Source organism: Paraburkholderia sp. BL25I1N1 (genome assembly GCF_003002025.1).
GTDB lineage: Bacteria > Pseudomonadota > Gammaproteobacteria > Burkholderiales > Burkholderiaceae > Paraburkholderia.
Map to the genome: position 1 here is coordinate 28381 of NZ_PVZB01000012.1, position 21145 is coordinate 49525.

At 60.4% G+C, this 21145-nt stretch carries 24 protein-coding genes and 1 pseudogene; 16 read left to right on the plus strand and 9 right to left on the minus strand.

Annotated features, from left to right (window positions below):
• Positions 1 to 54: 54 nt before the first annotated feature.
• Both B0G73_RS18735 and B0G73_RS18740 read left to right on the plus strand, forming a co-directional pair.
• Entirely contained in the window at positions 55 to 1071 is a 1017-nt protein-coding gene (locus B0G73_RS18735) for a 1-aminocyclopropane-1-carboxylate deaminase (RefSeq protein ID WP_106282809.1), read from the plus strand.
• 128 nt (positions 1072 to 1199) lie between these two features.
• Positions 1200 to 1403, plus strand: a complete 204-nt coding sequence (locus B0G73_RS18740; protein WP_258193361.1) for a hypothetical protein — start codon at positions 1200 to 1202, stop codon at positions 1401 to 1403.
• 304 nt (positions 1404 to 1707) lie between these two features.
• On the opposite strand, the gene B0G73_RS18745 is transcribed toward B0G73_RS18740, so the two are convergent.
• Both B0G73_RS18745 and B0G73_RS18750 read right to left on the minus strand, forming a co-directional pair.
• Positions 1708 to 2430: an IS6 family transposase gene (locus B0G73_RS18745; RefSeq protein ID WP_106282810.1), complete on the minus strand. Its 723-nt coding sequence runs from the start codon at positions 2428 to 2430 to the stop codon at positions 1708 to 1710.
• Positions 2431 to 2671: 241 nt separating this feature from the next.
• Entirely contained in the window at positions 2672 to 3583 is a 912-nt protein-coding gene (locus B0G73_RS18750; protein ID WP_106282811.1) for a LysR family transcriptional regulator, read from the minus strand.
• Between the two features lie 101 nt (positions 3584 to 3684).
• Between B0G73_RS18750 and B0G73_RS18755 the strand changes: the two genes are divergently transcribed.
• Together B0G73_RS18755 and B0G73_RS18760 are read left to right on the plus strand one after the other, a co-directional pair.
• Positions 3685 to 4011, plus strand: coding sequence for a nuclear transport factor 2 family protein (locus tag B0G73_RS18755; protein WP_106282812.1), 327 nt, complete (start codon positions 3685 to 3687; stop codon positions 4009 to 4011).
• Positions 4008 to 4790, plus strand: a complete 783-nt coding sequence (locus B0G73_RS18760; RefSeq protein ID WP_106282813.1) for an SDR family oxidoreductase — start codon at positions 4008 to 4010, stop codon at positions 4788 to 4790. The genes B0G73_RS18755 and B0G73_RS18760 overlap by 4 nt, the downstream gene beginning before the upstream one ends.
• 196 nt (positions 4791 to 4986) lie before the next feature.
• On the opposite strand, the pseudogene B0G73_RS18765 reads toward B0G73_RS18760, so the two are convergent.
• Positions 4987 to 5647: pseudogene (locus B0G73_RS18765) on the minus strand (IS6 family transposase).
• A 500-nt stretch (positions 5648 to 6147) separates the two neighbouring features.
• Between B0G73_RS18765 and B0G73_RS18770 the strand changes: the two are divergent.
• The 6 genes from B0G73_RS18770 to B0G73_RS18790 all read left to right on the plus strand — a co-directional run bounded on the left by B0G73_RS18770 (position 6148) and on the right by B0G73_RS18790 (position 10129).
• On the plus strand, positions 6148 to 6780 hold the full coding sequence (locus tag B0G73_RS18770) for a cytochrome b/b6 domain-containing protein (protein WP_258193362.1): 633 nt from the start codon (positions 6148 to 6150) through the stop codon (positions 6778 to 6780).
• Between the two features lie 2 nt (positions 6781 to 6782).
• Positions 6783 to 7556, plus strand: a complete 774-nt coding sequence (locus B0G73_RS18775) for a molybdopterin-dependent oxidoreductase (RefSeq protein ID WP_106282814.1) — start codon at positions 6783 to 6785, stop codon at positions 7554 to 7556.
• Positions 7557 to 7604: 48 nt separating this feature from the next.
• A complete protein-coding gene (locus tag B0G73_RS18780) occupies positions 7605 to 8216 on the plus strand; it encodes a DUF5666 domain-containing protein (protein ID WP_106282815.1) in 612 nt (203 codons plus the stop codon).
• 238 nt (positions 8217 to 8454) lie between these two features.
• Positions 8455 to 8919: a hypothetical protein gene (locus B0G73_RS40055; protein ID WP_181196582.1), complete on the plus strand. Its 465-nt coding sequence runs from the start codon at positions 8455 to 8457 to the stop codon at positions 8917 to 8919.
• 154 nt (positions 8920 to 9073) lie between these two features.
• On the plus strand, positions 9074 to 9481 hold the full coding sequence (locus B0G73_RS18785) for a nuclear transport factor 2 family protein (protein ID WP_106282816.1): 408 nt from the start codon (positions 9074 to 9076) through the stop codon (positions 9479 to 9481).
• Positions 9482 to 9712: 231 nt separating this feature from the next.
• The gene (locus tag B0G73_RS18790; protein ID WP_106282817.1) at positions 9713 to 10129 is read left to right on the plus strand and encodes an alpha/beta fold hydrolase; all 417 of its coding nucleotides are present in this window, start codon (positions 9713 to 9715) and stop codon (positions 10127 to 10129) included.
• 7 nt (positions 10130 to 10136) lie between these two features.
• On the opposite strand, the gene B0G73_RS18795 is transcribed toward B0G73_RS18790, so the two are convergent.
• The 4 genes from B0G73_RS18795 to B0G73_RS18810 form a co-directional block, all read right to left on the minus strand.
• On the minus strand, positions 10137 to 10580 hold the full coding sequence (locus tag B0G73_RS18795; protein ID WP_106282818.1) for a VOC family protein: 444 nt from the start codon (positions 10578 to 10580) through the stop codon (positions 10137 to 10139).
• 93 nt (positions 10581 to 10673) lie between these two features.
• Positions 10674 to 11480 carry a TetR/AcrR family transcriptional regulator gene (locus B0G73_RS18800; protein ID WP_106282819.1) on the minus strand — a complete coding sequence of 269 codons (807 nt, stop codon included), beginning with the start codon at positions 11478 to 11480 and terminating at the stop codon, positions 10674 to 10676.
• Positions 11481 to 11568: 88 nt separating this feature from the next.
• Complete coding sequence (locus B0G73_RS18805; protein ID WP_106282820.1) at positions 11569 to 12480, minus strand: SMP-30/gluconolactonase/LRE family protein; 912 nt, start codon at positions 12478 to 12480, stop codon at positions 11569 to 11571.
• A gap of 50 nt (positions 12481 to 12530) precedes the next feature.
• Complete coding sequence (locus B0G73_RS18810; RefSeq protein WP_106282821.1) at positions 12531 to 13295, minus strand: enoyl-CoA hydratase/isomerase family protein; 765 nt, start codon at positions 13293 to 13295, stop codon at positions 12531 to 12533.
• Between the two features lie 359 nt (positions 13296 to 13654).
• On the opposite strand from B0G73_RS18810, the gene B0G73_RS18815 reads away from it, so the two are divergent.
• The 5 genes from B0G73_RS18815 (at position 13655) to B0G73_RS18835 (ending at position 19252) form a co-directional block, all read left to right on the plus strand.
• On the plus strand, positions 13655 to 14992 hold the full coding sequence (locus tag B0G73_RS18815; protein WP_106282822.1) for an MFS transporter: 1338 nt from the start codon (positions 13655 to 13657) through the stop codon (positions 14990 to 14992).
• 50 nt (positions 14993 to 15042) lie between these two features.
• Positions 15043 to 17430, plus strand: a complete 2388-nt coding sequence (locus tag B0G73_RS18820) for a xanthine dehydrogenase family protein molybdopterin-binding subunit (protein WP_106282823.1) — start codon at positions 15043 to 15045, stop codon at positions 17428 to 17430.
• Complete coding sequence (locus tag B0G73_RS18825; RefSeq protein ID WP_106282824.1) at positions 17427 to 18287, plus strand: xanthine dehydrogenase family protein subunit M; 861 nt, start codon at positions 17427 to 17429, stop codon at positions 18285 to 18287. The genes B0G73_RS18820 and B0G73_RS18825 overlap by 4 nt, the downstream gene beginning before the upstream one ends.
• Positions 18288 to 18301: 14 nt before the next feature.
• Positions 18302 to 18775, plus strand: a complete 474-nt coding sequence (locus B0G73_RS18830; protein ID WP_258193363.1) for a (2Fe-2S)-binding protein — start codon at positions 18302 to 18304, stop codon at positions 18773 to 18775.
• Between the two features lie 162 nt (positions 18776 to 18937).
• Entirely contained in the window at positions 18938 to 19252 is a 315-nt protein-coding gene (locus B0G73_RS18835; RefSeq protein WP_106282826.1) for an EthD family reductase, read from the plus strand.
• 338 nt (positions 19253 to 19590) lie between these two features.
• Here B0G73_RS18835 and B0G73_RS41900 read toward each other — a convergent pair whose 3' ends face one another.
• Positions 19591 to 19842, minus strand: a complete 252-nt coding sequence (locus tag B0G73_RS41900) for an alpha/beta hydrolase (RefSeq protein WP_374957020.1) — start codon at positions 19840 to 19842, stop codon at positions 19591 to 19593.
• Here B0G73_RS41900 and B0G73_RS40540 point away from each other — a divergent pair.
• The gene (locus B0G73_RS40540; RefSeq protein WP_181196583.1) at positions 19739 to 20029 is read left to right on the plus strand and encodes a hypothetical protein; all 291 of its coding nucleotides are present in this window, start codon (positions 19739 to 19741) and stop codon (positions 20027 to 20029) included. The two genes, B0G73_RS41900 and B0G73_RS40540, sit on opposite strands and share 104 nt — an antisense overlap.
• Here B0G73_RS40540 and B0G73_RS18845 read toward each other — a convergent pair.
• Positions 20016 to 21086 (minus strand): SDR family oxidoreductase, encoded by a 1071-nt coding sequence (locus B0G73_RS18845; RefSeq protein WP_106282827.1) that lies wholly within the window; start codon positions 21084 to 21086, stop codon positions 20016 to 20018. The genes B0G73_RS40540 and B0G73_RS18845 overlap by 14 nt on opposite strands.
• Between the last annotated feature and the right edge of the window lie 59 nt (positions 21087 to 21145).

Consider the following 21145-nt stretch of genomic DNA (forward strand, 5'->3'; position numbering starts at 1 on the left):
TACTTCTCATCGACGCAAGCTATGCGACGACTTGGTTGATCACCGGAGCGATACATGAACCTAAAGAAATTTCCTCGCCACGCGCTCACATTCGGGCCGACGCCGATCCAGCCGCTCGCACGGCTGTCAGAACATCTTGGCGGCAAGGTCGAGCTCTATGCCAAGCGCGAAGACTGCAACAGCGGCCTCGCATTCGGGGGTAATAAAACGCGCAAGCTCGAATACCTGATTCCGGAAGCGATCGCACAAGGCTGCGACACGCTGGTTTCTATCGGCGGGATTCAGTCGAACCAGACGCGTCAGGTCGCAGCCGTTGCCGCTCACTTGGGCATGAAGTGCGTGCTGGTGCAGGAGAACTGGGTGAACTACTCGGACGCCGTGTATGACCGAGTTGGCAATATCCAGATGTCGCGCATCATGGGCGCCGATGTACGCCTGGTTGCGGATGGTTTCGACATCGGCTTCCGCAAGAGCTGGGAAGACGCGCTGGAAAGCGTGCGCCAGGCCGGCGGCAAGCCTTACGCGATTCCGGCAGGTTGTTCCGACCATCCGCTAGGTGGCCTGGGCTTCGTGGGTTTTGCGGAAGAAGTGCGCCAGCAGGAGGCGGAGCTTGGTTTCAAGTTCGACTACGTGGTGGTCTGTTCGGTCACGGGCAGCACGCAGGCCGGCATGGTCGTGGGTTTTGCGGCGGACGGACGCGCGGATCGCGTGATTGGTATAGACGCATCGGCGAAGCCTGAAAAAACCCGTGAGCAGATTCACCGGATCGCGCGGCACACGGCCGAACAAGTAGAACTGGGACGTGACATTACGTCGAACGATATCGTGCTGGACGAAAGGTATGGCGGTCCCGAATACGGCTTGCCTAACGAAGGCACCCTTGAGGCTATCCGCCTGTGCGCAAAGCTGGAAGGTGTGTTGACCGACCCCGTCTACGAAGGCAAGTCCATGCACGGCATGATCGATAAAGTGAGACGTGGTGAGTTCCCTGAAGGCTCGAAAGTGCTGTATGCGCATCTTGGCGGCGTGCCGGCGTTGAACGCATATAGCTTTCTGTTTCGCGAAGGTTGATGCGAGGAACTACGAAGGTACGCTTGGGCGAACGTTGCTAGGCGGCGGGATTAACCCGCACAGCGACAGCGTTAGACGCGCCCGCGCGGGGCGGCAGTGTTAGTTCGCGCGGCGATCGGCTGGGCTGAATGACCGACTTGCCCTCGTCAATAAATGTCTATGCGTATCGAACGCTTGTTTGGGACATCTATGTTGAACGCGTAGTTTCAACTCGCGACGGCCGGTTAGCAAATGAGCAGAAGATCGCCGCCGCGCTGCCGCGTGCGGCTGTATGTTTAGCTAAGCTAAAAGGAGCGAAAGCTGTCGCGCAGGTGGTCGATGTACTGCGTTAAGCGCGATGCGCCGAAGCGCAAGTTGCAGATCCTGTCGAACAGTAGTTCTTGTGCGCACATCCAGCGTTGACCAGCACGCGGCGGACCGATTGCAATCATTAACCCGACCAAAATCGTGCGGCGGGAAAATTTGTGACTGCAGCACGAAGTTGATGGTTGCGCCGGCACGTTGCGCGCCTCACCTGCTACCGACGAGCCATGAAGAGCGCGGCTGAACTCGAGACACTGCTGCCTGTGATACTTGCCGAGGCTCTGGCGCAAATGGCTAGTCAGGGCTGAGTTTTTTTCTATCGATCTGGATACCTTATCGATTGAACAGAACGGTATTCCAGACAGCGAGCGCAGCGGGATCTTTAAGCCCGAGCATGGAGAAGTTGAACTGCCCCTTGCGAATGCGATGCATCAATTCGATGCCTGAAATCGTGGTCATGGCATTCCTGAGTCGTTTGAAGCCGAGCATCACATTCGTTCTGGACTTGATGTTTCGATGGTCCTGCTCGATCAAATTGTTCAGGTACTTCGAAGACCGGATATTCGTGTCCTCAGGCAGCAAGCCGTCGGCCTTCATCTCGCCCACAGCGCGGTGCGAGGCGGCATATCCATCGAGCGTGATCGTCTCCGGCGGCTGGCCCTGATGTTTGATTGCCTTGCTGAAAAAGGCTTTGGCCGCGGTCACGTCGCGCTTCGCTCTGAGCATGAAGTCTACCGTCTGGCCGGCTCGATCTACCGCACGATACAGATAAACCCATTTTCCACGAACCTTAAGGTAGTTTTCGTCAACACGCCATGACCGCCCTGTGGGTATGCCAAAACGATTCCAGCGCTTGACGAACTCCGGCGTGAAGCGCTTCACCCAACGCATAATCATGGTGTGCACCAGCGACAAGCCGCGCTCGGCCATCATCTCGACCAGATCGCGCAGAAGACTGAGCTTGTAGCGAAGGTACCAGCGCACGCGGAGAATGATGATCTCCCGATCAAAATGCCGCCCATCAAAGAACGCCTCCAGGCCATTGCGCTTGCTCATCACCGACCACCAGATTGTTGGGCTGAATACATTAACCGATTCGCCGAGCTTATTTGCACCAGAACCATCGCGCACGTGTTGGAGGCCTTCATAGCCTGAGATCGTGGTTTCAAGAGGGGAGGGCAGGTAACGCCCAAGCCACCAGTGAAGTGAGGCTTGGAGGAAGATCGGGTGTCTTGGCGCGAGTCTGTGCACAGTTCAAGTCTTGACACGTCGTCGCTCTTCGACACCTCCCTAGGGCCTAGGGCCGATCGAACGGTTTTCGATCCAATAGACAGTCGATGAACGCACCGAGGAGGGCTGGGCGATGCTGCCTGTTCGGATAGTAGAGGAACAGCCCCGGGCGCGAAATTGACCAGTCCGCGAGGACTTGGACTAGCCGTCCCTGGGCCAAAAGCTCACCCACGCCATCTCGTTCAAAGTGATAGGCAATGCCGAGCCCGTTCACCGCGGCAGCGACGCCGATGTCAGCATGATTGGTGACGACGGGGCCATCCACCGCCACTTCAAGCCGCTGCCCCCGCTTCTTAAACTCCCATCGATAGTGCCTGCCGTCCATCTGGAGCCGCCAGTTGATGCATGTATGGTTATGCAAATCGGCAGGTGAGTTGGGTGTTCCTCGACGCGCGAGGTAGTCTGGGGACGCCACGGCAACCATGTTCAGATCCGGCGTGAGGCGGACGGCCACCATGTCTTTCTCGAGGCGGTTACCTACGCGGATGCCCGCGTCAAAGCGGTCAACAACGATATCGGCCAGCGCGTCGTCGACCACGATGTCGAGAACCACGTCAGGGTGTGTTTGATGGAAGCGTGAAAGCCGGGGCGCAATGATGGTTCTCGCTGCGATCCCCAGCGTGTTGATGCGAAGCGTGCCGCGCATCTGTCCTGTCGCCTCACTGGCCTCAGCGACTGCAACAGCCATCTCTCGAAACAGTGGAGCTATACGTCTGTACAGCAGCTCGCCACTTGTCGATGGCGCGACGCTTCGCGTCGTGCGATTCAAAAGACGTGCGCCGATGCGGCCTTCGAGCTGACGGATAGTCTGGCTGAGTGCCGAAGGCGACAGGCCCAGATGCTCTGCGGCCCGTGCGAAGCTCTGACGCTCCACGACGGCCACGAATGCCTTCAGCTCGGCAAAGTCGGATCCACGCATTATGTATTCCTTTCTACACAACCTATCAAAATTATAGGATATTCTCTAAATTCAGTTCGGCGTGCATCCTGAGGCCTTTACTCACCCATGGAGCCGAAGCCTTGAACACCTTGCCCCTTCCTGAGCCAATTGCCGCGTACTTCGCGGCCGAACACAGCCCTGAAGCCTTGACGCACTGCTTCATGGCGCAGGCCGTGATGAAGGCCGACGGTCTCACCCATACGGGCATCAACGCCATCAAGGCCTTCATGGCCGAGGCATCGGCTAAGTACAGCGCGACGAGCGTGCCGTTCGCCATTGAGCGGGAGGACGGCTTCCACCTCGTCCGCGCCAAGGTCACCGGCAACTTCCCTGGCAGCCCGATCGTTCTGTCCTACCGCTTTCGTCTGGAACGCGGCCTGATCGCATCGCTGGAAATCACGGTATGAGCTTCGACCTTCGCTTGGATGGCCTGCGGGCAGTGGTCACCGGCGGCACGCTGGGCTTGGGCGCTGCCGTCGTGAAAACCCTTGCGGAGGCCGGCGCTCGGGTGATGACATCCGCGCGCACTGTGCCAGCGCAGCCGGTGGCGGCCGTCACCTACGTAGCTGCCGACCTGTCGACGGCAGAAGGGACGAGTCACCTTGCCCAGACTATCCTGCAGGATTGGGGCGGCGTCGACATCTTGATCAATGTGCTCGGCGGCTCGAAGACTCCCGTCGGCGGTTTCTCTGCGATCAGCGATGAACACTGGTTCGCCGAGTTGAACCTGAACCTGATGCCTGCCGTACGTCTGGATCGTGCGCTGCTGCCGGCGATGCTGGCTCAAGGCTCGGGGGTCATCATCCATGTCAGCTCCATCCAGCGCGTGCTGCCTCTGCCCGAGTCCACTACGGCCTACGCCGCAGCCAAGGGAGCCCTCACCACCTACAGCAAATCGCTGGCACGAGAGGTGACGCCAAAGGGAGTTCGGGTGCTGAGCGTTGCGCCGGGCTGGATCGAGACGGAGGCTTCCGTAGCGTTTGCCGAGCGGATGGCTGCACAGGCCGGAACGGACTACGAGGGCGGCAAGAAGATTGTGATGGATTGGCTGGGAGGAATCCCAGTGGGCCGGCCCGCCACACCACACGAGGTTGCCGATTTGATCGCTTTCCTGGCGTCCCCGCGATCCGCTTCGATCGCGGGGTCCGAGTATCGGATCGACGGTGGCACTGTTCCCACTCTGTAGCCAACAGCCGCAACCGGCTGAACGACGGCGAACCCCGCGCCCGGCTCTCTCGCACGACGACCGCGGCGATGTTGAGCCGCTCGACACGGATGGTGGCCTTGCAGGCGCGGGCCAAGATCGGTGCCGGCCAGCGCGTGGCGGGGGGGCTGGTGCAAATAATCGTTAGGGTCGATTGTTTTCTGCAGGTAAGGATGGCTTATTGAACTGACAGCACCGCATTCCAAACCACGGGTGATGCGAATTTTTTGAGGCCGGGCTTCGCGAGATTGAACTGGTCTTTGCGAATGTGTTGCATCAATTCAATGCCGGCCAAGGTGATCGCTGCGCTCCTGAAACGTTTGAAACCAAGCATGACATTTGTCCGGGACTTGATGTTGCGATGGTCCTGCTCGATCAGATTATTGAGATTTTCGAGGATCGAACCTTTGTGTCTACAGGTGTCAGGCCGTCGCCCTTCATCTCGCGCGCGGCGCGGTGAGAGGCGGCATAGCCATCCAGCTTAATGGTCTTCGGTGGTTGGCCCCGATGCTTGAGGGCTTTCCTGAAAAAGGCTTTGGCCGCCTTCACGTCGCGCTTTGCACGGAGCATGAAGTCAACTGTCTGGCCGGCCCGATCCACCGCCCGGTAGAGATAGACACACCTACCGCGGATCTTCAGGTACGTTTCATCGACGCGCCATGATCGTACCGTCGGCGTGCCAAACCGGTTCCAGCGTTTGACGAACTCCGGCGTATAACGTCGCACCCAGCGCAGGATCGTCGTGTGTGCCAGCGACAAACCCCGCTCTGCCATTATCGCCACAAGATCGCGCAGACTGAGCTTGTACGCAAGTACCAGCGAACACACCGAATAATCACCTAGCGATCGAAGTGACGGCCTGCGAACAGTTCCTCAAGGCTCTCCGGCTCGCTCATCGTCAGCTCTCTACTCGTTCAGCCCGACACTCTAACCGATTCGCCAGCGCCATTTGCACCAGAGCGAGATGGCGATTGCAGCTATCTCGCCTCGATGATTGTTGTCCGGTGGGGAGTCGGCGATGAACAAGCCGAAGAGCCTTGAGCAGAGGTCCGCAAGCCGTCGTTCCGGTCGCGAGGTGAGATCTGCGCGCCAGTATGATCGATCGCCTGCGCGCTTGCGCGCTGCCTTGAGCGTCCGGGTAGAGGGCACCCGGGTCGGTCATTTGTCCGATACCGTTGTGCGTCCTCGCATGCGACTCTTGCCGGCGGCCAAGACACCCGGATCCAAACGGTGACCGGGCAACGTGGTAAATCTTTTACGCGTCCGGATTCGAGGTGGGGCTGCGCGGACAGGCCCGCGATGCGCAGTTGTTTCCCCTCGCCGCCAACAGTCGCAGGACATGCCTTCCACTTTCAATACCGTCGACAGTGAGGTCGCCTTGACGCACACAACGATACATCCCGTATGGGTCCGCATCTTCCACTGGATCAATGCGGCCGCTGTCATCGCCATGTGCCTGAGTGGCTGGCAAGTTTATGAGGCGTCGCCCATCTTCCTGGCGATCCGGTTTCCAGCGTCCATCGCGCTGGGTGGCTGGCTCGGTGGCGCACTGCTGTGGCACTTCGCGGTCATGTGGATACTGGTCGCAAACTTTGTCGCCTATCTGACTCTGGGCGTGGTCACAGCCCGACTGCGAAAAAAGTTCTTCCCCCTTGGCCTTCGCGCGATTGCCAGCGACCTGGTTGCCGCACTGCGCGGCAAGCTCAGCCATGGTGATGTCAGCCAATACAATGCGATACAGAAGCTTGCCTATCTCGTCGTGATCGCTGACATCGGGATCGTAGTGCTCTCAGGCTTGGCTATCTGGAAGTCGGTTCAGTTGCCGTTGCTGCGCACGTTGATGGGAGGTTATGACAACGCGCGCATCGTCCACTTCTTCGCGATAAGCGTGCTCGTCGGTTTCTTCGCGATACACGTCGTGATGGTCGCGCTGGTGCCGCGATCGTTGCTCGCCATGATCCGGGGCCGCTAGCCATGACTTCACGAAAGTCCGTACGCCCGCTCGACGCCGGATCGATCATCAAGGATGCAGAAAAGGAACTGCAATCGTCTGCACGCCGCCTGTTTGGCAAGCGAATCCTGACCTTGGGCGGACTCGCGCTACTGTCGGGCTGCGATCTAAATAACGACAAATCGGTCAACACGATGCTGCGCAGGATGTCTTCATTCAACGATGGTGCGCAAGCGCTGCTGTTCGATCCGCGCGAACTGGCCCCGACCTATCCGGAATCGATGATCACGCGGCCATTTCCGTTCAATGCGTACTATGACATCGACCAGGTGCCCGAGGTCGACGCGCAGACTTACCGCCTTGAACTCACTGGTCTCGTAAAAGGCAAGCGTATCTGGACGCTCGAAGAACTGCACGCGTTGCAGCAGCAGAGCCAGATTACGCGGCATATCTGCATCGAAGGCTGGAGCGCGATCGGCAAGTGGGGTGGTGTGCAATTCTCCGACTTTCTCTTGCGGGCCGGCGTCGATACAACTGCAAAATACGTCGCGCTACATTGCGCCGACAACTACTGGGCCAGCATCGACATGCCGACGGCGTTGCATCCGCAGACACTGCTTACGCTGACCTATGACGGCAACATCCTGCCCGCGAAGTATGGCTTTCCCATGAAGCTTCGCATGCCAACAAAGCTCGGCTACAAGAACCCGAAGCACATCCTCGCCATCTCCGTCACCAACGAATTCCCCGGCGGCTATCGGGAAAACCAGGGTTACAACTGGTTCGGCGGATCCTGAGCCGCAAGCCGCAGATACCTCTAACCGCAATACACTCAAGGAATTTCCATGGCCATTCGCTTCAAACTCGCGGCTTCGCTCGTCGCACTCACGCTCACCAGCGCAGCCTTCGCGCAAACACCGGCAGGCAAGCCGGAACGGATTCGCGGCGACATCGTGTCGCTGACGGGCAGCACGCTCACGGTGCATCGTCGCAGTGGCGACACGGTGACGATCCAGCTGAGCGATAAGTCCGTCGTGAACGGCGTCAAGGCGATGCAACTCGCCGATATCAAGCCGGGCTCGTATGTTGGTGCCGCGGCCATGCCCGGCCCTGACGGCAAGCTGACCGCGAAGGAAGTGCTGGTGTTCCCGGAAGCCGCACGCGGCATGGGGGAAGGTCGCTACGCATGGGACCTCGGCGTCAACACCTCGATGACCAACGCCAACGTGGACACCGTCGTCGAAGGCACCAACGGGCGTGATCTGAAGCTGTCGTACAAGGGCGGCAGCAACACCATCAGCGTGCCGCCGACGGCGCCGGTCGTGACGCTGATTCCCGCCACGCGCGACGAACTGACGGCCGGCAAGAAGGTGTTCGTGGTGGCGACCTCGAACGGCGGCAGCTACGCCGCGCAATTCGTGGTGGTCGAGAAGGACGGCGTCGTTCCGCCGATGTAATCCTGCAAGGGGTACGGCGCGCCTCCGTCCGGCGCCGTGCCTATAGGAGTCTGTGGTCCGAAAGGAGGCCGCTTGACAGGCCTTAGCCTCAAAAGCAGTCACCCATAACGGATATATACGGTTCGTCGCCGTCGCGATGCGGTTGTTTGCGTTCGTGAGCACTTGCGAGGCTAGGTCTTGAACCGCCCCGGGGCAGTTCAAAGCGAGTCTGATACGAAGGACGCAGGAGAAGGATGGTATGCGCCGAAACAGTCGTTTTCCGTATGAGCACGCCCGAATTCTCCCCTTGGAAAATCGCGATCGTTCTACGCTTCATCTCCCATCACCGGACAGCCATTTCTATTCGCGGAAGATAGTCATGTCGTCAGGCCTCAGTGTGAACTATCAGATCGCATCGCTATGGACTTTCGGGGTGTCCGTGACAGGCGCCGGTGTAGGTTCACATTACGGACGCCCGGTGCTACCGGTTGCAGGAGCCGCTGATGCGAAGGCCAGTTTGATCGTGCTCAACACAAATCCGACCATTACGTACAAGCCGCTGCGCAACCTGTCGATTGGGGCATCTCTGGTAATTGGATTCGAACAGTTGTGGCTGAATGGCATACTTGCGCCAGCGCTCCCACATTACCGCTTCCTGGCTTTTCGTGTAGTAGATTCGCCGTCTCTGTTTCATTTCAATACCTCCGCTGCTCTGGCAGCCTAGGGTATTGCGTCGACCGGTTGAATCCAGGCGCGGACTATGACGTCAACTTCCAAATGCCGCTGGTGCAAGACGCATTGACGCTGCCATCCGGTCGAGGAAAACGCTGACGGGCTTATCTTGACCTTATCAATCTTTTTTAACTAGAGGTGCTCGCATGATCGCCCGCAGCCCTGAGCACGCCATTGCGCTCATCGACAAAGCCTTCGAGGAAGCCGATATCGACACGCTCGTTGGCTTGTACGAAGAACACGCCGTCTTGATACCGACTGCGACTGTAGTCCGGCAGGAGATCCGCGGCCGCCAGCAGTTGCACGACTTTTATTCAGGCTTGCTAGCGCCCGGTCGCTTCACCGTCCGCCAGCATCAGACGCACGTTGTTCAAGTCGATGATATCGCTCTTGTAACCATACGGTGGACCTTAAGTGCGAAGGATCGGCAGCCCCAGACCCTGATCGCGACGGTCGTATTTAGAAGGCAAGCTGACGGTGCCTGGATGGACCTGATCGACAGCGGCCCCGCCGTTCTCGACCAAAGTGATGGGATCGAGTCGCTGCAAATGTAACCTGACTTCTCCTTTGATTCCCGGTCGGAATATTCGATTTCTGGTGTCGTCGACCTCATCCAAAACCCATCGCGGAACTCATAACCTACAGGCGTGCAGCGTTTTGTAGTGCTCCTGCCGCCTTCGCCGGTGTAGGCGTGTCGGGCGATGGTGGTGCGTGCCTCGCGGCCGGCGCTTGCGCGAGTGGTTACATGAGGAATCGGACCCGACGAGCGCGGAAGGAAAGCATTGATGAAGCAACAATTTATCCAGGCAAACGGAATTAACCTGCATGTCGTCGAGGTTGGCAGCGGCAAGGCCGTTCTATTCTGCCATGGCTTCCCGGATACCTGGCGTGGCTGGCGGCGTGTGATGAGAGCTGTTGCGAAGGCAGGGTATCGCGCCACCGCGATGGATATGCGCGATTATGGCAGGAGTTCGGCGCCTGACGATCCAACGCTCTACACAATTCTGCACACGGTAGGCGATGTGGTCGGCGTACTGAATGCACTCGGCCTCGATCAAGCCGTCATCGTCGGGCACGATTTCGGCGCGTCGGTTGCCTGGAACGCAGATCTGATGAGGCCCGACCGGTTCCGTGCCGTGTTCGGCATCAGTGTTCCATTCACGCCTCGCGGCGAGAAAGCATTCCTCAGAGCGTCAGACTGACCGAATATTACGGGTACTGCAGGATGTTGACGATCGTACCGTCGGGGTCTCGAACCATCGTCGATCTCAAGCCATCCCCAGAGAGAGGCTTGAGTTTCCATTCGAAGACTGCGCCTTCGTTCTCAAGGTGCGAAGTGACGGCGTCGAGGCTCAATGTGCGAAAAACGATGGCCTTCGCGCCGGTCCGGTCGATGTGTGGCCCGGGCACGATATCCGCGTCAGGATTGCGAACGGTTGTCGCACGCGAGAGAAGTTCGATCCGCATGTCGTCTCTTTCGAGTATCTGGAAGTCAGCCTCGAGCGGTTCGATGTACGTGCAATAGCCTCGGCGGAAACCAAAGAGGCGTCCGTACCAGTCTGCGGATCGATCGATGTCAGTGACTGAGATGGCGACGTTGTCAAATTCAAGCAACTGCTGTGTCGGCAAATCGGATTTGCTGGGGTCCATCATTGTGTACTTCTCCTGTCAAGTACCGAGCGGCGTCAGATGGCGGGGCAACGCTCCGACCGGTGTATTAAGTTGAGCCAATTCGGACGGCTCATGCTATGAGTCGGTGGGTATACGAAGGTTGCGGCGTTTCGTTTTTGTTGTTTCACCTGTCGCGTACCTAGAAACGCGGGCTTGTGGCTTTTTCGATCCTGTTGTCGTACCTGTATCGTTGCGCACCAACTCACGTATGCCCGCCGCCGCGAAGCGCACGAGGTCGGAATAGTGTGCCGTCGACTTCCTGGCGCGGTCCCGTGCGCCCAGTCTCATCGCCCGGCCATTGAGTGCATGGGCTTGCTGCCGCGCTCCCACCGAAAACAGATACGCCCACACCGCCTGCTCGCGTGCAATGCCAGGCATGACCGTATGCAGGGCGTCGATGAATCGCTCCGCGATCGGGTCATAGTAGGTTTCGCGAATGCGACGTGAACGCTCGTCGCTGCCGAGACTGACGGACGCCACGAGTTGCACGTAAAGCGCCAGATTCACCGCATCTTCGCCATGAAAAATTTCCGATAGCGGGGTGAAAGCGATCGTCAGCACGTCTTCGACGGTCGCGGTGCGTTCGCTCGCGAAGAGAGCGTCGAGCAGCTTGCCACGGTGCTGATTAATCGCCGACGACCGTCGCTCGAATACAGCCTCGTAGAGCTTGTCCTTGGTCGCGTAGTGATAATGCACGAGCGCCTGCGCGACGCCCGCTTCCTCCGCGATGTTTCGCATGCTCGCGCCGGCGTAGCCGTGCTCGCCAAACACCCGTTCGGCCGCATTCAGGATCGCGGAGAGGCGCGTGCCGGGCGCGTGGTCCGGTTCCTGAGCACCGTTGGCGGTGCGAGCTGACGCCTTCTTTTCGCGTTCTGTCTTCATCTAAGCGACTCCCTCACCGTACTATTCGATCGATCAGTCAGTATATCGCGATCCTCACGCGACGCGATATACCGGGCAGCGCATGCCGTTACCCAAGAAATTCCGGCTCGGGCAGTCCCTTTACGCCGGGACGTACCGCGAGCACATTGCCGGCGAGCGGCTGCTGCGCGAGTTCCTTCTCACTCATGCGCCGGCGCGCCGTGGTGATGAAGAGGGTGTCGAGATCCGGACCGCCGAAGCACAGGCTGCTCACGCGCCGCACCGGGAGATTGATGACCACGTCGATTCGTCCCCGCGGGTCGTAACGCGTGACGCACCAGCCGTCCATGTTCGCGCTCCAGAAGCACCCGTCGGCATCGACGGTCGAGCCGTCGCAGATGCCACGTCCGAGCGGAACTTCAGCGAACTTGCGACGGTTGTAGATGGCGCCGTCGGCGGAATCATAGTCGAACACGTCGATCTGGCAACTGAACGAATCGGTCATGTACATCAGGCGGTTATCCGGGCTGAAGCTGAGCCCGTTGATGCAGGTGATGCCTTCCATGACGAGTTTCGGATTCAGATCCGGATCCAGCCGGAAAAGGCGTCCGCGCGGGGTGTAGGCGGCCGCTTCCACGGTGCCGGACCAGTAGCGGCCGTGCCTGTCGCACTTGCCGTCATTGAAGCGGTTATTCGGGCGCTCGGCGTCGGGGCGCGCCACTTCGGTCAGCTCACCGGTTTCGGGCGAGAAGAAGTAGAAGCCCGAGCGCATGCCTACGAGCAGACCGCCTTTGGCGCGCAGGCCGATGCTGCCGATCTCTTCCTGCATCGGCCAGCTCTTCTTGGCGCCGCTTGAAATGTCGAGGCGATGGATCGATTGACCGATCCCGTCCACCCACCAGAGAAGCTGCGTTTTCTCATCCCAGATGATCGATTCACCGAGCACGTCGGGCGTGGAATCGACCACATCGATGACCGAACCTACCATATCGATCGGTCTGGTAATACTGCTGACAGTCATGCTGCCTCCTTGATTTGTGAAGTTGATACGGGTGAGAAGCCGGGTCCCGTTCAGGCAGCCGCTTCTTTCATACGGGCGATGCCTTCCAGCGCGAGTCCGTATCCGAGCACGTCGTGCAGTCGTGCCTTCAGTTCGTGATTCAGGCAGGTGCGCGTATAGCGTCGCACGAGACGGGGCTGCCTGAGCATCAGTTTGGCGAGTTCACGGGCGCGCGGCAAAAGCTCGGCCGAGGGCAGCACTTCGTTCACCAATCCCATTTCAAGTGCCGCGCTTGCGGAAATGCTCTGACCTGTCAGCAGAAAGTAATGGCCGCGCGCGCGGCCCATCAGCAGCGGCATGATCAGATGCATGCCGTCGCCCGGCACCATGCCTCCCTGGAAGTGTGCGGTGTCCTGGATCGCCGCGGTGTCGGATGCGAGCACGATGTCGCCGAGCAGCGGAATCTCTGCATGACGCACGGCCGGGCCGTTGATGACGCTGATCACCGGTGCCTCGATATTGAGCAGGTTGATGAGCAGATGCTTTGCTTCCCAGTAGATCGGATCGTAGATCGTGGGCGTCATCGAATTGCGGTTCTGATGCATGCCGGGCGCAATGGCGGGGCCGCTGAAGGCATCGCCCGTGCCGGTCATGATCACGACCTCGTTTTCCCGATCGCGTCCTACATCGAGAAATGCCTGCTCGAACTCGCGATGGGCTGTGAGATTCCATACCAGCGGTTCGCCGTGCGTGTGGAAGTGCATCTCCAGTACGCCCTCGGTACGTGTCATGCGGATGGTCTCGAATTTGTCTGAGTACTCGTTGAAGGTGCTCACGGCTCTTTCCTCTGATGAAGGTTAAAAATCACTCCGACGCCTGTCGCGAGGTGCATCTCTTCGCCAGGCGATGCATTCAGCTGCCGATACTAGTCCTGACTGATCGATCAGTCAACAAGGGAAAATCCCCGGCGGATTAGCCGCGTTTTCCGTTGACCGGAACCTGGCTCCTCGGATACTGTGCTGACTGTTCGATCGATCAGTTTTCGATGCGAGCGATCCGCCGCCTTCGGGCGCGCCCCCAGAAAGAGCAGACGCCGCCGGACCATCTGCGCCGCGACAGGCTCAAGGAGACAGCCTCATGAAACGCTTCCCGTCATTCACGTGCCGTTCCGTTCAACCCCATTGAGAGGATCATCATGTTGCGCAAAATCACTCTCGATGCACACGCTCCCGCTCAGGTAACGGCCCCGGAAGATTCGCAGCGCGCGCTCTATCTCAAGGTTGCGATACGGCTCGTGCCGCTTCTGATCGTGTGCTATGTAATCGCGTATCTTGACCGCATCAACGTCGGATTCGCCAAGTTACAGATGCAGGACGCACTCGGCTTCAGCGATGCGGTGTACGGGCTCGGCGCGGGAATATTCTTCATCGGCTACTTTCTGTTCGAGGTGCCGAGCAACCTGCTTCTGCAACGCATCGGCGCCCGCAAGACCATCACACGCATCATGGTGTTATGGGGTTTCACCGGCTGCGCAATGGCAACCGTATCGAGTCCAACCGCATTTTATGTACTCCGCTTTATGCTCGGCGTGTTCGAGGCGGGCTTTTTTCCCGGCGTTGTCTACTTCCTCAGTCAATGGTTCCCGCGCAACCGGCGCGGGCAGATTCTCGGTCTCTTCATGACCGGCTTCCCGATCGCGGGGATGATCGGCGGCCCGGTATCGGGCTGGGCGATGTCGCGGCTCGCGGGCGTCGCAGGTCTGGCGGGCTGGCAGTGGCTCTATATCGTGGAAGCGGCACCGGCGGTGCTGCTCGGTATCGTGACGTGGTTCACGCTTTCGGACGACATCGAGCGGGCAAAATGGCTGACGGAACCGGAGCGCGACACCTTGCGCCACGCGTTGCGCAACGCTGGCGACGAGGCCGGCGCGGAACATGCCGGGCAGCTTCGGCAGGTCATTACCGACCCGAAGGTGTACGTGATCAGCTTCGCCTACTTCACGTTTATTTGCGGCACCTATGCGTTGAGCTTCTGGGGGCCGACGGTACTGAAGAGCGCCGGTGCGACGAGCCTGGGGCGCATTGGCTGGCTCTCTGCCATTCCGTACGGCATCGCCGCGATCGGCATGGTGCTGATCTGCCGCAACTCGGACAGGCTTCTGGAACGCCGCTGGCACGGCGCACTGGCGGCCCTGGCCGGCGCGACGGCACTTTCACTGCTGCCGCTTCTGGCGCATGATCTGACTGCGACCATCGTGCTGCTGACGATCGCATCGACCACGGTGTTCGTCACGATTCCGCTGCTGTGGTCGCTCGCGTCCGACTATTTCGCTGGGTCGCCGGCCGCCGCTCCCGCGATCGCATTCGTCAACAGCCTCGGTCTGCTCGGCGGATTCGCCAGTCCGTTCGCGATGGGCTGGCTCAAGACGCTGAGCGGCACGCTCACCAGCGGGCTTTTTCTGATGACGACATTGCTGGCGCTCGGCGCATGCGCGATGCTGTGCGTGCGGGTGGGTGGCCAGGCGAGCCGATGAGCAACGAACGAACGGCGAGGTCCGGGCAATCGGGCCGTCGCGCAACAAACATGAAACCGACCTTCAAGAATGCCTCGCCTGGCAGCCTGCTTGGGGAAAGCGTGGCGCGTCTGGACGCAGAGCGCTTCGTTTCAGGGCGCGTCGATTACAGTGCCGATCTCGTTCCCGAGGGCGCGCTCCATCTTGCCATCCTGCGCAGCGCTCACGCGTGTGCATCGATCGTCTCGATCGATCTGTCGGACGCGCTCGCCATGCCGGGTGTGGTCGCGGGTCTCACTGGAGAGGACGCAGCGCGCATGAGCGATGCGATGCCGCCTGCCATGGATCTGCCCGCACAAGGCGCGCGCGGTCCTTTGCAGAGCCGTTGCCTTGCACTCGGTCAGGCAACGTATTTCGGCCAACCGGTCGCGGCGCTCGTGGCGACGTCGGTGCACGACGCGCAAGCCGCGCTCGCGAAGATTCGCGTGGAATACGCGGTGCGACCGGCAACTGCGAACGCATGCGACGCGCTGCGCGAGGGTGCGCCGGTGGTTCAACCCGGCTGGGATACAAACCTGTTTGTGCGCGACCGCATTCGTGCGGGGGACGCCGATGCCGCATTTGGGCGCGCAGCGCACATCGCACGAGGGGAACTGACAGTCGGCCCGTCGACCAGTGCACCGATGGAAACGCTGTGCTACGTCGCAGAATGGGACGCGCGCGGCGAGCGCTACACGCTGACGGGCACGTTCCAGAACCCCCATACGAGCCGCTGGCTGATTGCAGCGGCCTTGCGCGTAAAGGAGTCACAGGTCCGCGTGATCGCGCCGCGCATTGGCGGGACCTTCGGACTCAAAATGGCGGGGCATCCCGAAGAAGTGCTGGTCGCGCTGTTCAGCCGGATGACGAAACGCCCGGTCGCCTGGGTCGAGGAACGGCGCGAAACCATGCTCGCCGGCGCGCGTTCGCAGCATCACAGCTTCGAGATCGCGGCGGATGATCAAGGCAGGCTCATCGGCTGGCGTGACCGCATCATGGTGGATGTCGGCATCATCGGCGCGGGTCATAGCTGGGCGATGGCGCTGGTCACGCCGGCCGTCTTTCCAACCGTCTACACAATTGAGCACTGCGACGTCGAGTGCTCCCTGGCGATCACGAATCAACCGCCGTGGCAAGCCATACGCGGTTACGGCAAAGAGATCGGCAACCTCGTGCTGGAACATGCAATCGATCTGCTGGCACGACAAACCAGTATCGATCCGGTCGAATTGCGACGGCGCAATCTGGTCGCGCGAGAAGCCTTGCCGCGTTTGCTGCCGTCCGGGCTGAACGTGGATAGCGGCGACTATCCGGGCGGCCTTGAGCAGTTGCTGACGATGTTCGATTACGAGCAATGGCAGGAGCGCGCAAGCGCGGCGCGTACCAGCGAGCGTCGCATCGGTATTGGCATTGCGTTCGAATTGACGCCGGAAGGCGGCGCGCGGCCCGGTAACTTCCCAAATGGATACGAGACGTCCACCGTTCGCATGATGCCGTCGGGCGACGTGCAGGTGCTGACGGGCGTGACGTCTCCGGGCAGCGGCAGCGATACCGGCATTGCGCAGATGGTTGCCGGTGAGCTCGGCCTGCGCGCGGACCAGGTCTGCGTGATCGAAGGGGACACAGACGTGACGCCGCTCGGCACCGGCAACGCGAGCAGCCGTGCGCTGATGTACGGCGGGACCGCCGCGTATCTCGCCGCGCGGGAGTTGCGCGCACGGCTCTCTCAGTGCGCCGCCAACATGCTCGGCGGTGCGCCCGACGACATTTCGCTGCACGACGGCCACGCATGGCGTGAGTCGAACGGCGCGCGGATCGCGGTGGCCGAACTCGCGCTCGGGGCGCATCTGCGGCCATTCACCGTGGCAGCCGGCGTGACGCTGCCGCTCGAAGTGACGCGTAGCTTCGCGCCAAAGAACGTACGCGTGGAGCCGGATGCGCAAGGCCGCATCGCCACGTACCCGACATTCTCATATTCCGTGCATGCCGCGGCGCTCGAACTCGACATGGCGACCGGCAATAGCAGGCTGCTCGACTATGCCGTGGTGCACGACTGCGGCGCGATGGTCAATCCGGCGCTCGTCGAAGCGCAACTAAGAGGCGCGGTGGTGATGGGCATCGGTGCCGCGCTGTGGGAACTGATCAAGTTCGATGAACATCAGCGCATGATTACCGATCGCTTCAAGAGTTATTTACTGCCTCGCGCTAATGATCTTCCGCCCATTCGCGTCGGACATCGCGTGACGCTAAATCCGTTTCATCCGCTCGGCATGAAGGGGGCGGGCGAATCGGGGCTCGGCGGTGCGCTCTCAGCGGTGAGCAATGCCGTGACGAATGCGCTGGGTGACGATGCGCGCCTCACACACGTGCCAGCGACACCGGCGCGCGTGATGGCGTCCCTCAGGGAGGGACACGCGTGATCGGCCATTACTTCGATTTTCACCAACCGAGGGACCTTGACGAAGCGGCTGCCTTGCTAGCCGCCTTTCGCGAGGATGCGTCGGTGCTCGGCGGCGGCACGATGCTGGTGCCGTCGATGTCGGCGAATCTCGTGTGTCCCGGACATGTCATCAGTCTCGGCGCGCTCCGTCTGGATGAAATCGCGCTCGACGATACGCATCTGCACATCGGCGCGATGACGACCTATGCGCAATTGCTCGCTTCACGCCTCGTGGCGCGCCATGCGCCGTTGCTTGCGGCGATGGCCGCGCAGGTCACGGGTGGTGCATCGATCGTCAATCAGGGCACGCTCGGTGGGGCAGCAAGCTTCGCCAATCCTTCGTCCGACGCACCGGGATGTCTCGCGGCGCTCGAGGCAGAGTTCGAATTGCGCTCGTCGCGGGGCGTGCGTCATGTCGATGCGAAAGACTTTTTTATCGACGCCTTCTGCACCGCGCGCCGCGCAGACGAGTTTCTCGTTGGCCTTCGTGTGCCGCGCGATACGACGCTCGTAGCGTATGAGTACCAGAAGTACAAGGCGAGTGCGAGTTCGTGGCCCATCGTGACTGTCGCGTGTTCCCTGCATCGGGGCGAGCAGATCAGTGTGCGACTCGCCGTCGGCGCGGCCGGCCGACGGCCGGCGTATCGCCGCTTCGCGAGCGACGAACGGACGTTGCTCGCGCCCGATGCGTTCATCGAGCATGCGGCGATGAGTGCGCGGGATCTTGTCGGCGAAGGCTGGAGCGATGAACTTGCGGACGCGGATTATCGTCGCGCCATCGTGCCGGACGTCGTAAAACGGCATTTGCGCATCCTGCTCACGGGAACGAAGACATGAAAGGAACGATCGAGGTGCGGCTGACGCTCAATGGCGAGCCGCGTTCTGAACGAGTGAACTCCCGGCTGCTGCTCGTCGAGGTTATCCGCAATGCGCTCGATGCGAAAGGCACGCGTATCGGATGCCTGACCGGCGATTGCGGCGCGTGCACTGTGTTGATCGATGGCGAGGTAAGGAAGTCCTGTCTTGTGCTTGCGGCGTCGATATCCGGAAACGACGTGCGGACGATCGAAGGCCTCAGCGGAATCGAGGCGCTGCAGGAGGCGTTTATTGCGGAGAACGGGTTTCAATGCGGATTCTGCACGAGCGGCATGCTGATCGCGGCGGCGGACCTCCTGAGGTATAACTCGTCGCCGAGTCACGAAGAGATACGTCACGCGATTAGCGGCAACCTGTGCCGGTGCACCGGCTACGAGAGCATCGTCAATGCGATCCATCGCGCGGCGCACGGCGACAAGACGTGCGCCCCGGCCGACGACCCAGGCTAGCAGCGTTCTCGCGGTCTTTGTCACGATGCCGATCGGTCCGCCGCGATAAACGGTGAAGCCGCGAGACCCGCCTGAATCTGGCATCGGCACCCGCGCGCGACATCACCGGTGCGACGCATCCGATCGATGCCAACTTTCACGCCTTAGTCACTGGAGAACAGCATGTCGAGAGATACCAACGTCACGATCTATGTCACCTACGAAGGCGAGACCGGTGCACGCTTCGATCGCGCGTATTACGTCGACCGTCATTTGCCCCTTGTGATGCATCACTGGTCACGCCACGGCCTTGTCGGGGTCGCGGCCTTTTTCCCCGCCGAGCAGCAGGCCGGAACGCTTGCGATTTGCGAATGCAGGTTTCGCGACGAACCATCGGTCGATGCGGCTTTTACGTCGCCTGAAGCGCCCGCCGTGATGGCCGACGTGACACGCTTCACGGATATTGCACCGCGCCGCCTGCGCGCGATGGCGCTTTAAAGAAGACGATGCGGGGAGCACTCCGTTGCGGCGCTCGCGCCAGCCAGGAGATGACTCATTCGCCAGACCAGGACAACGCACTATACGGTCATTGGCTGACACGGCGCGTCTGGAATGCAGAAGAACAGATACGAAAATCGACATTCTTCGGACGGGCCTGATGGGACGCGCGTTGGCCCCAACACCGCGTATTGGGACGCGCATTCCGTCGGGATCATAGTGGCTTGGGACAGGTGAGCCCTGCAGCACGAGATATGCAGCTTGACTTCCAGCCACAAAGGCTTCCTGATGCGTCAGTGCAGTGCGCCGCGCCTATTATGTTTCAAGACCGATCTTGGTCACTTGGTGTTCGAACGCGACTCACTGCCAGAGGGCGACTGCTGACGTGCCGCTTCTATAATGAAGTTTGCAACTTCTGCCGGATGCGATACGAGCACGATGTGACTCGCCTGAATCTCGATCGTGCGCGCATGCATGCGTTTCGCCATGAACCGTTCAAGCTCAGAGTTTATCGTCCTGTCGTCGCTCGACACGATGTACCATGCCGGCTTGTCGCGCCATGCAGCAACGGTTGTCCTGGCCGTCTTGATTTGCTTCCGCCATCGGCTGTTGGACAGCGAAGTAGGTCTCGGCCTCGGTTTTGGGAAGGTCGCCGGCGAAGTCGTTGACAAAAGCTTGCTCGGACAGACGGCCGTAGCCGTCAGACGACCACTGCAATCCATTCGAGGCTGGCGCGAATGCCGCTGCTTCCCGGAGCAGACGGCTAGGAAGGAATGATCCGTTCGCGCTTCAGTTTATCGAAGAGCGCGAAGAACGCGTCCGGCGTGGACTGATAATCGAGAAAGCCGGCTTTACGGCTCTTGCTCATGTCAGTCAACACTTCCATCGGACGTCCGAGGTCGGCGTCCGTATGCCACCACGACACGAGCTTGCCGATATCCGGTTCCTTCAGTTGGTAGCGGCCCGCGATATCCGCCCATTGCCTGCCCGCATCCTGCATGCGATGTTCGAGCGGACGCGTCTCACCGTCGAAAGGCGCGGGCTCGATGCCGAAATACTGCGCGAGCTGGGACCACATCCATTTCCACCGGAACACGTCGCCGTTGACGACGTTGAAGTCCTCATTGCGCGCGTTGGGAGAGGTGGACGCCCACTCGAGATGCCGCGCGAGCAGGCGCGCGTCGGTCATATCCGTGAGACCGTTCCATTGGGCGACCGAGCCGGGAAACACGAACGGCTGCCCCGTTTCCTTGCATAGCGTCGCGTACACGGCCAGCGTGACGCCCATGTTCATCGCGTTGCCAAGCGCGAAGCCGATGATCGTATGCGGGCGATGCACGCTCCAGCTGAAGTCATATCGACGCGCGGCTTCGAACAGCCGGTCTTCCTGCTCGTAGTAGAAGTTATCGACGGGTTGCCGGCCTTGTTCCTCCCGAAATGGCGTGAGCGGGACATTGCCTTGCGCATACGCTTCAAAAGGCCCGAGGTAATGCTTGAGACCCGTAACGAGCGCGGCGTGCTCGAGCTTGCCGGAAGGGCCGAGCGCATCCAGCACGTGACGGACCATTGCGCCGTTCACTTCGATGTTCTCGCGCTCGGTTGCCTGTCGCGACCATGCGGTAAAGTATACGTGACTGAAATGCTGTCCTTGCAGCGCATCCGTAACGGATTGCGCGGAAGTGAGATCGGCGATGACGGATTCGACGCCGTCGGGCGCTTGGGTGCGTCCGCGCGAGAGACCCGTTACGTTCCAGCCTCCGCATGCCAGTAGATGTTGCGCGAGATTGCCGCCGACGATGCCCGTCGCGCCAATGATGAGTGCCCGTTTGTCCATGTAAAGTAAATATCGAAAGTTGCAGTGTTGGCAGGAAGAATCTGCGGATGCGCGCTTCG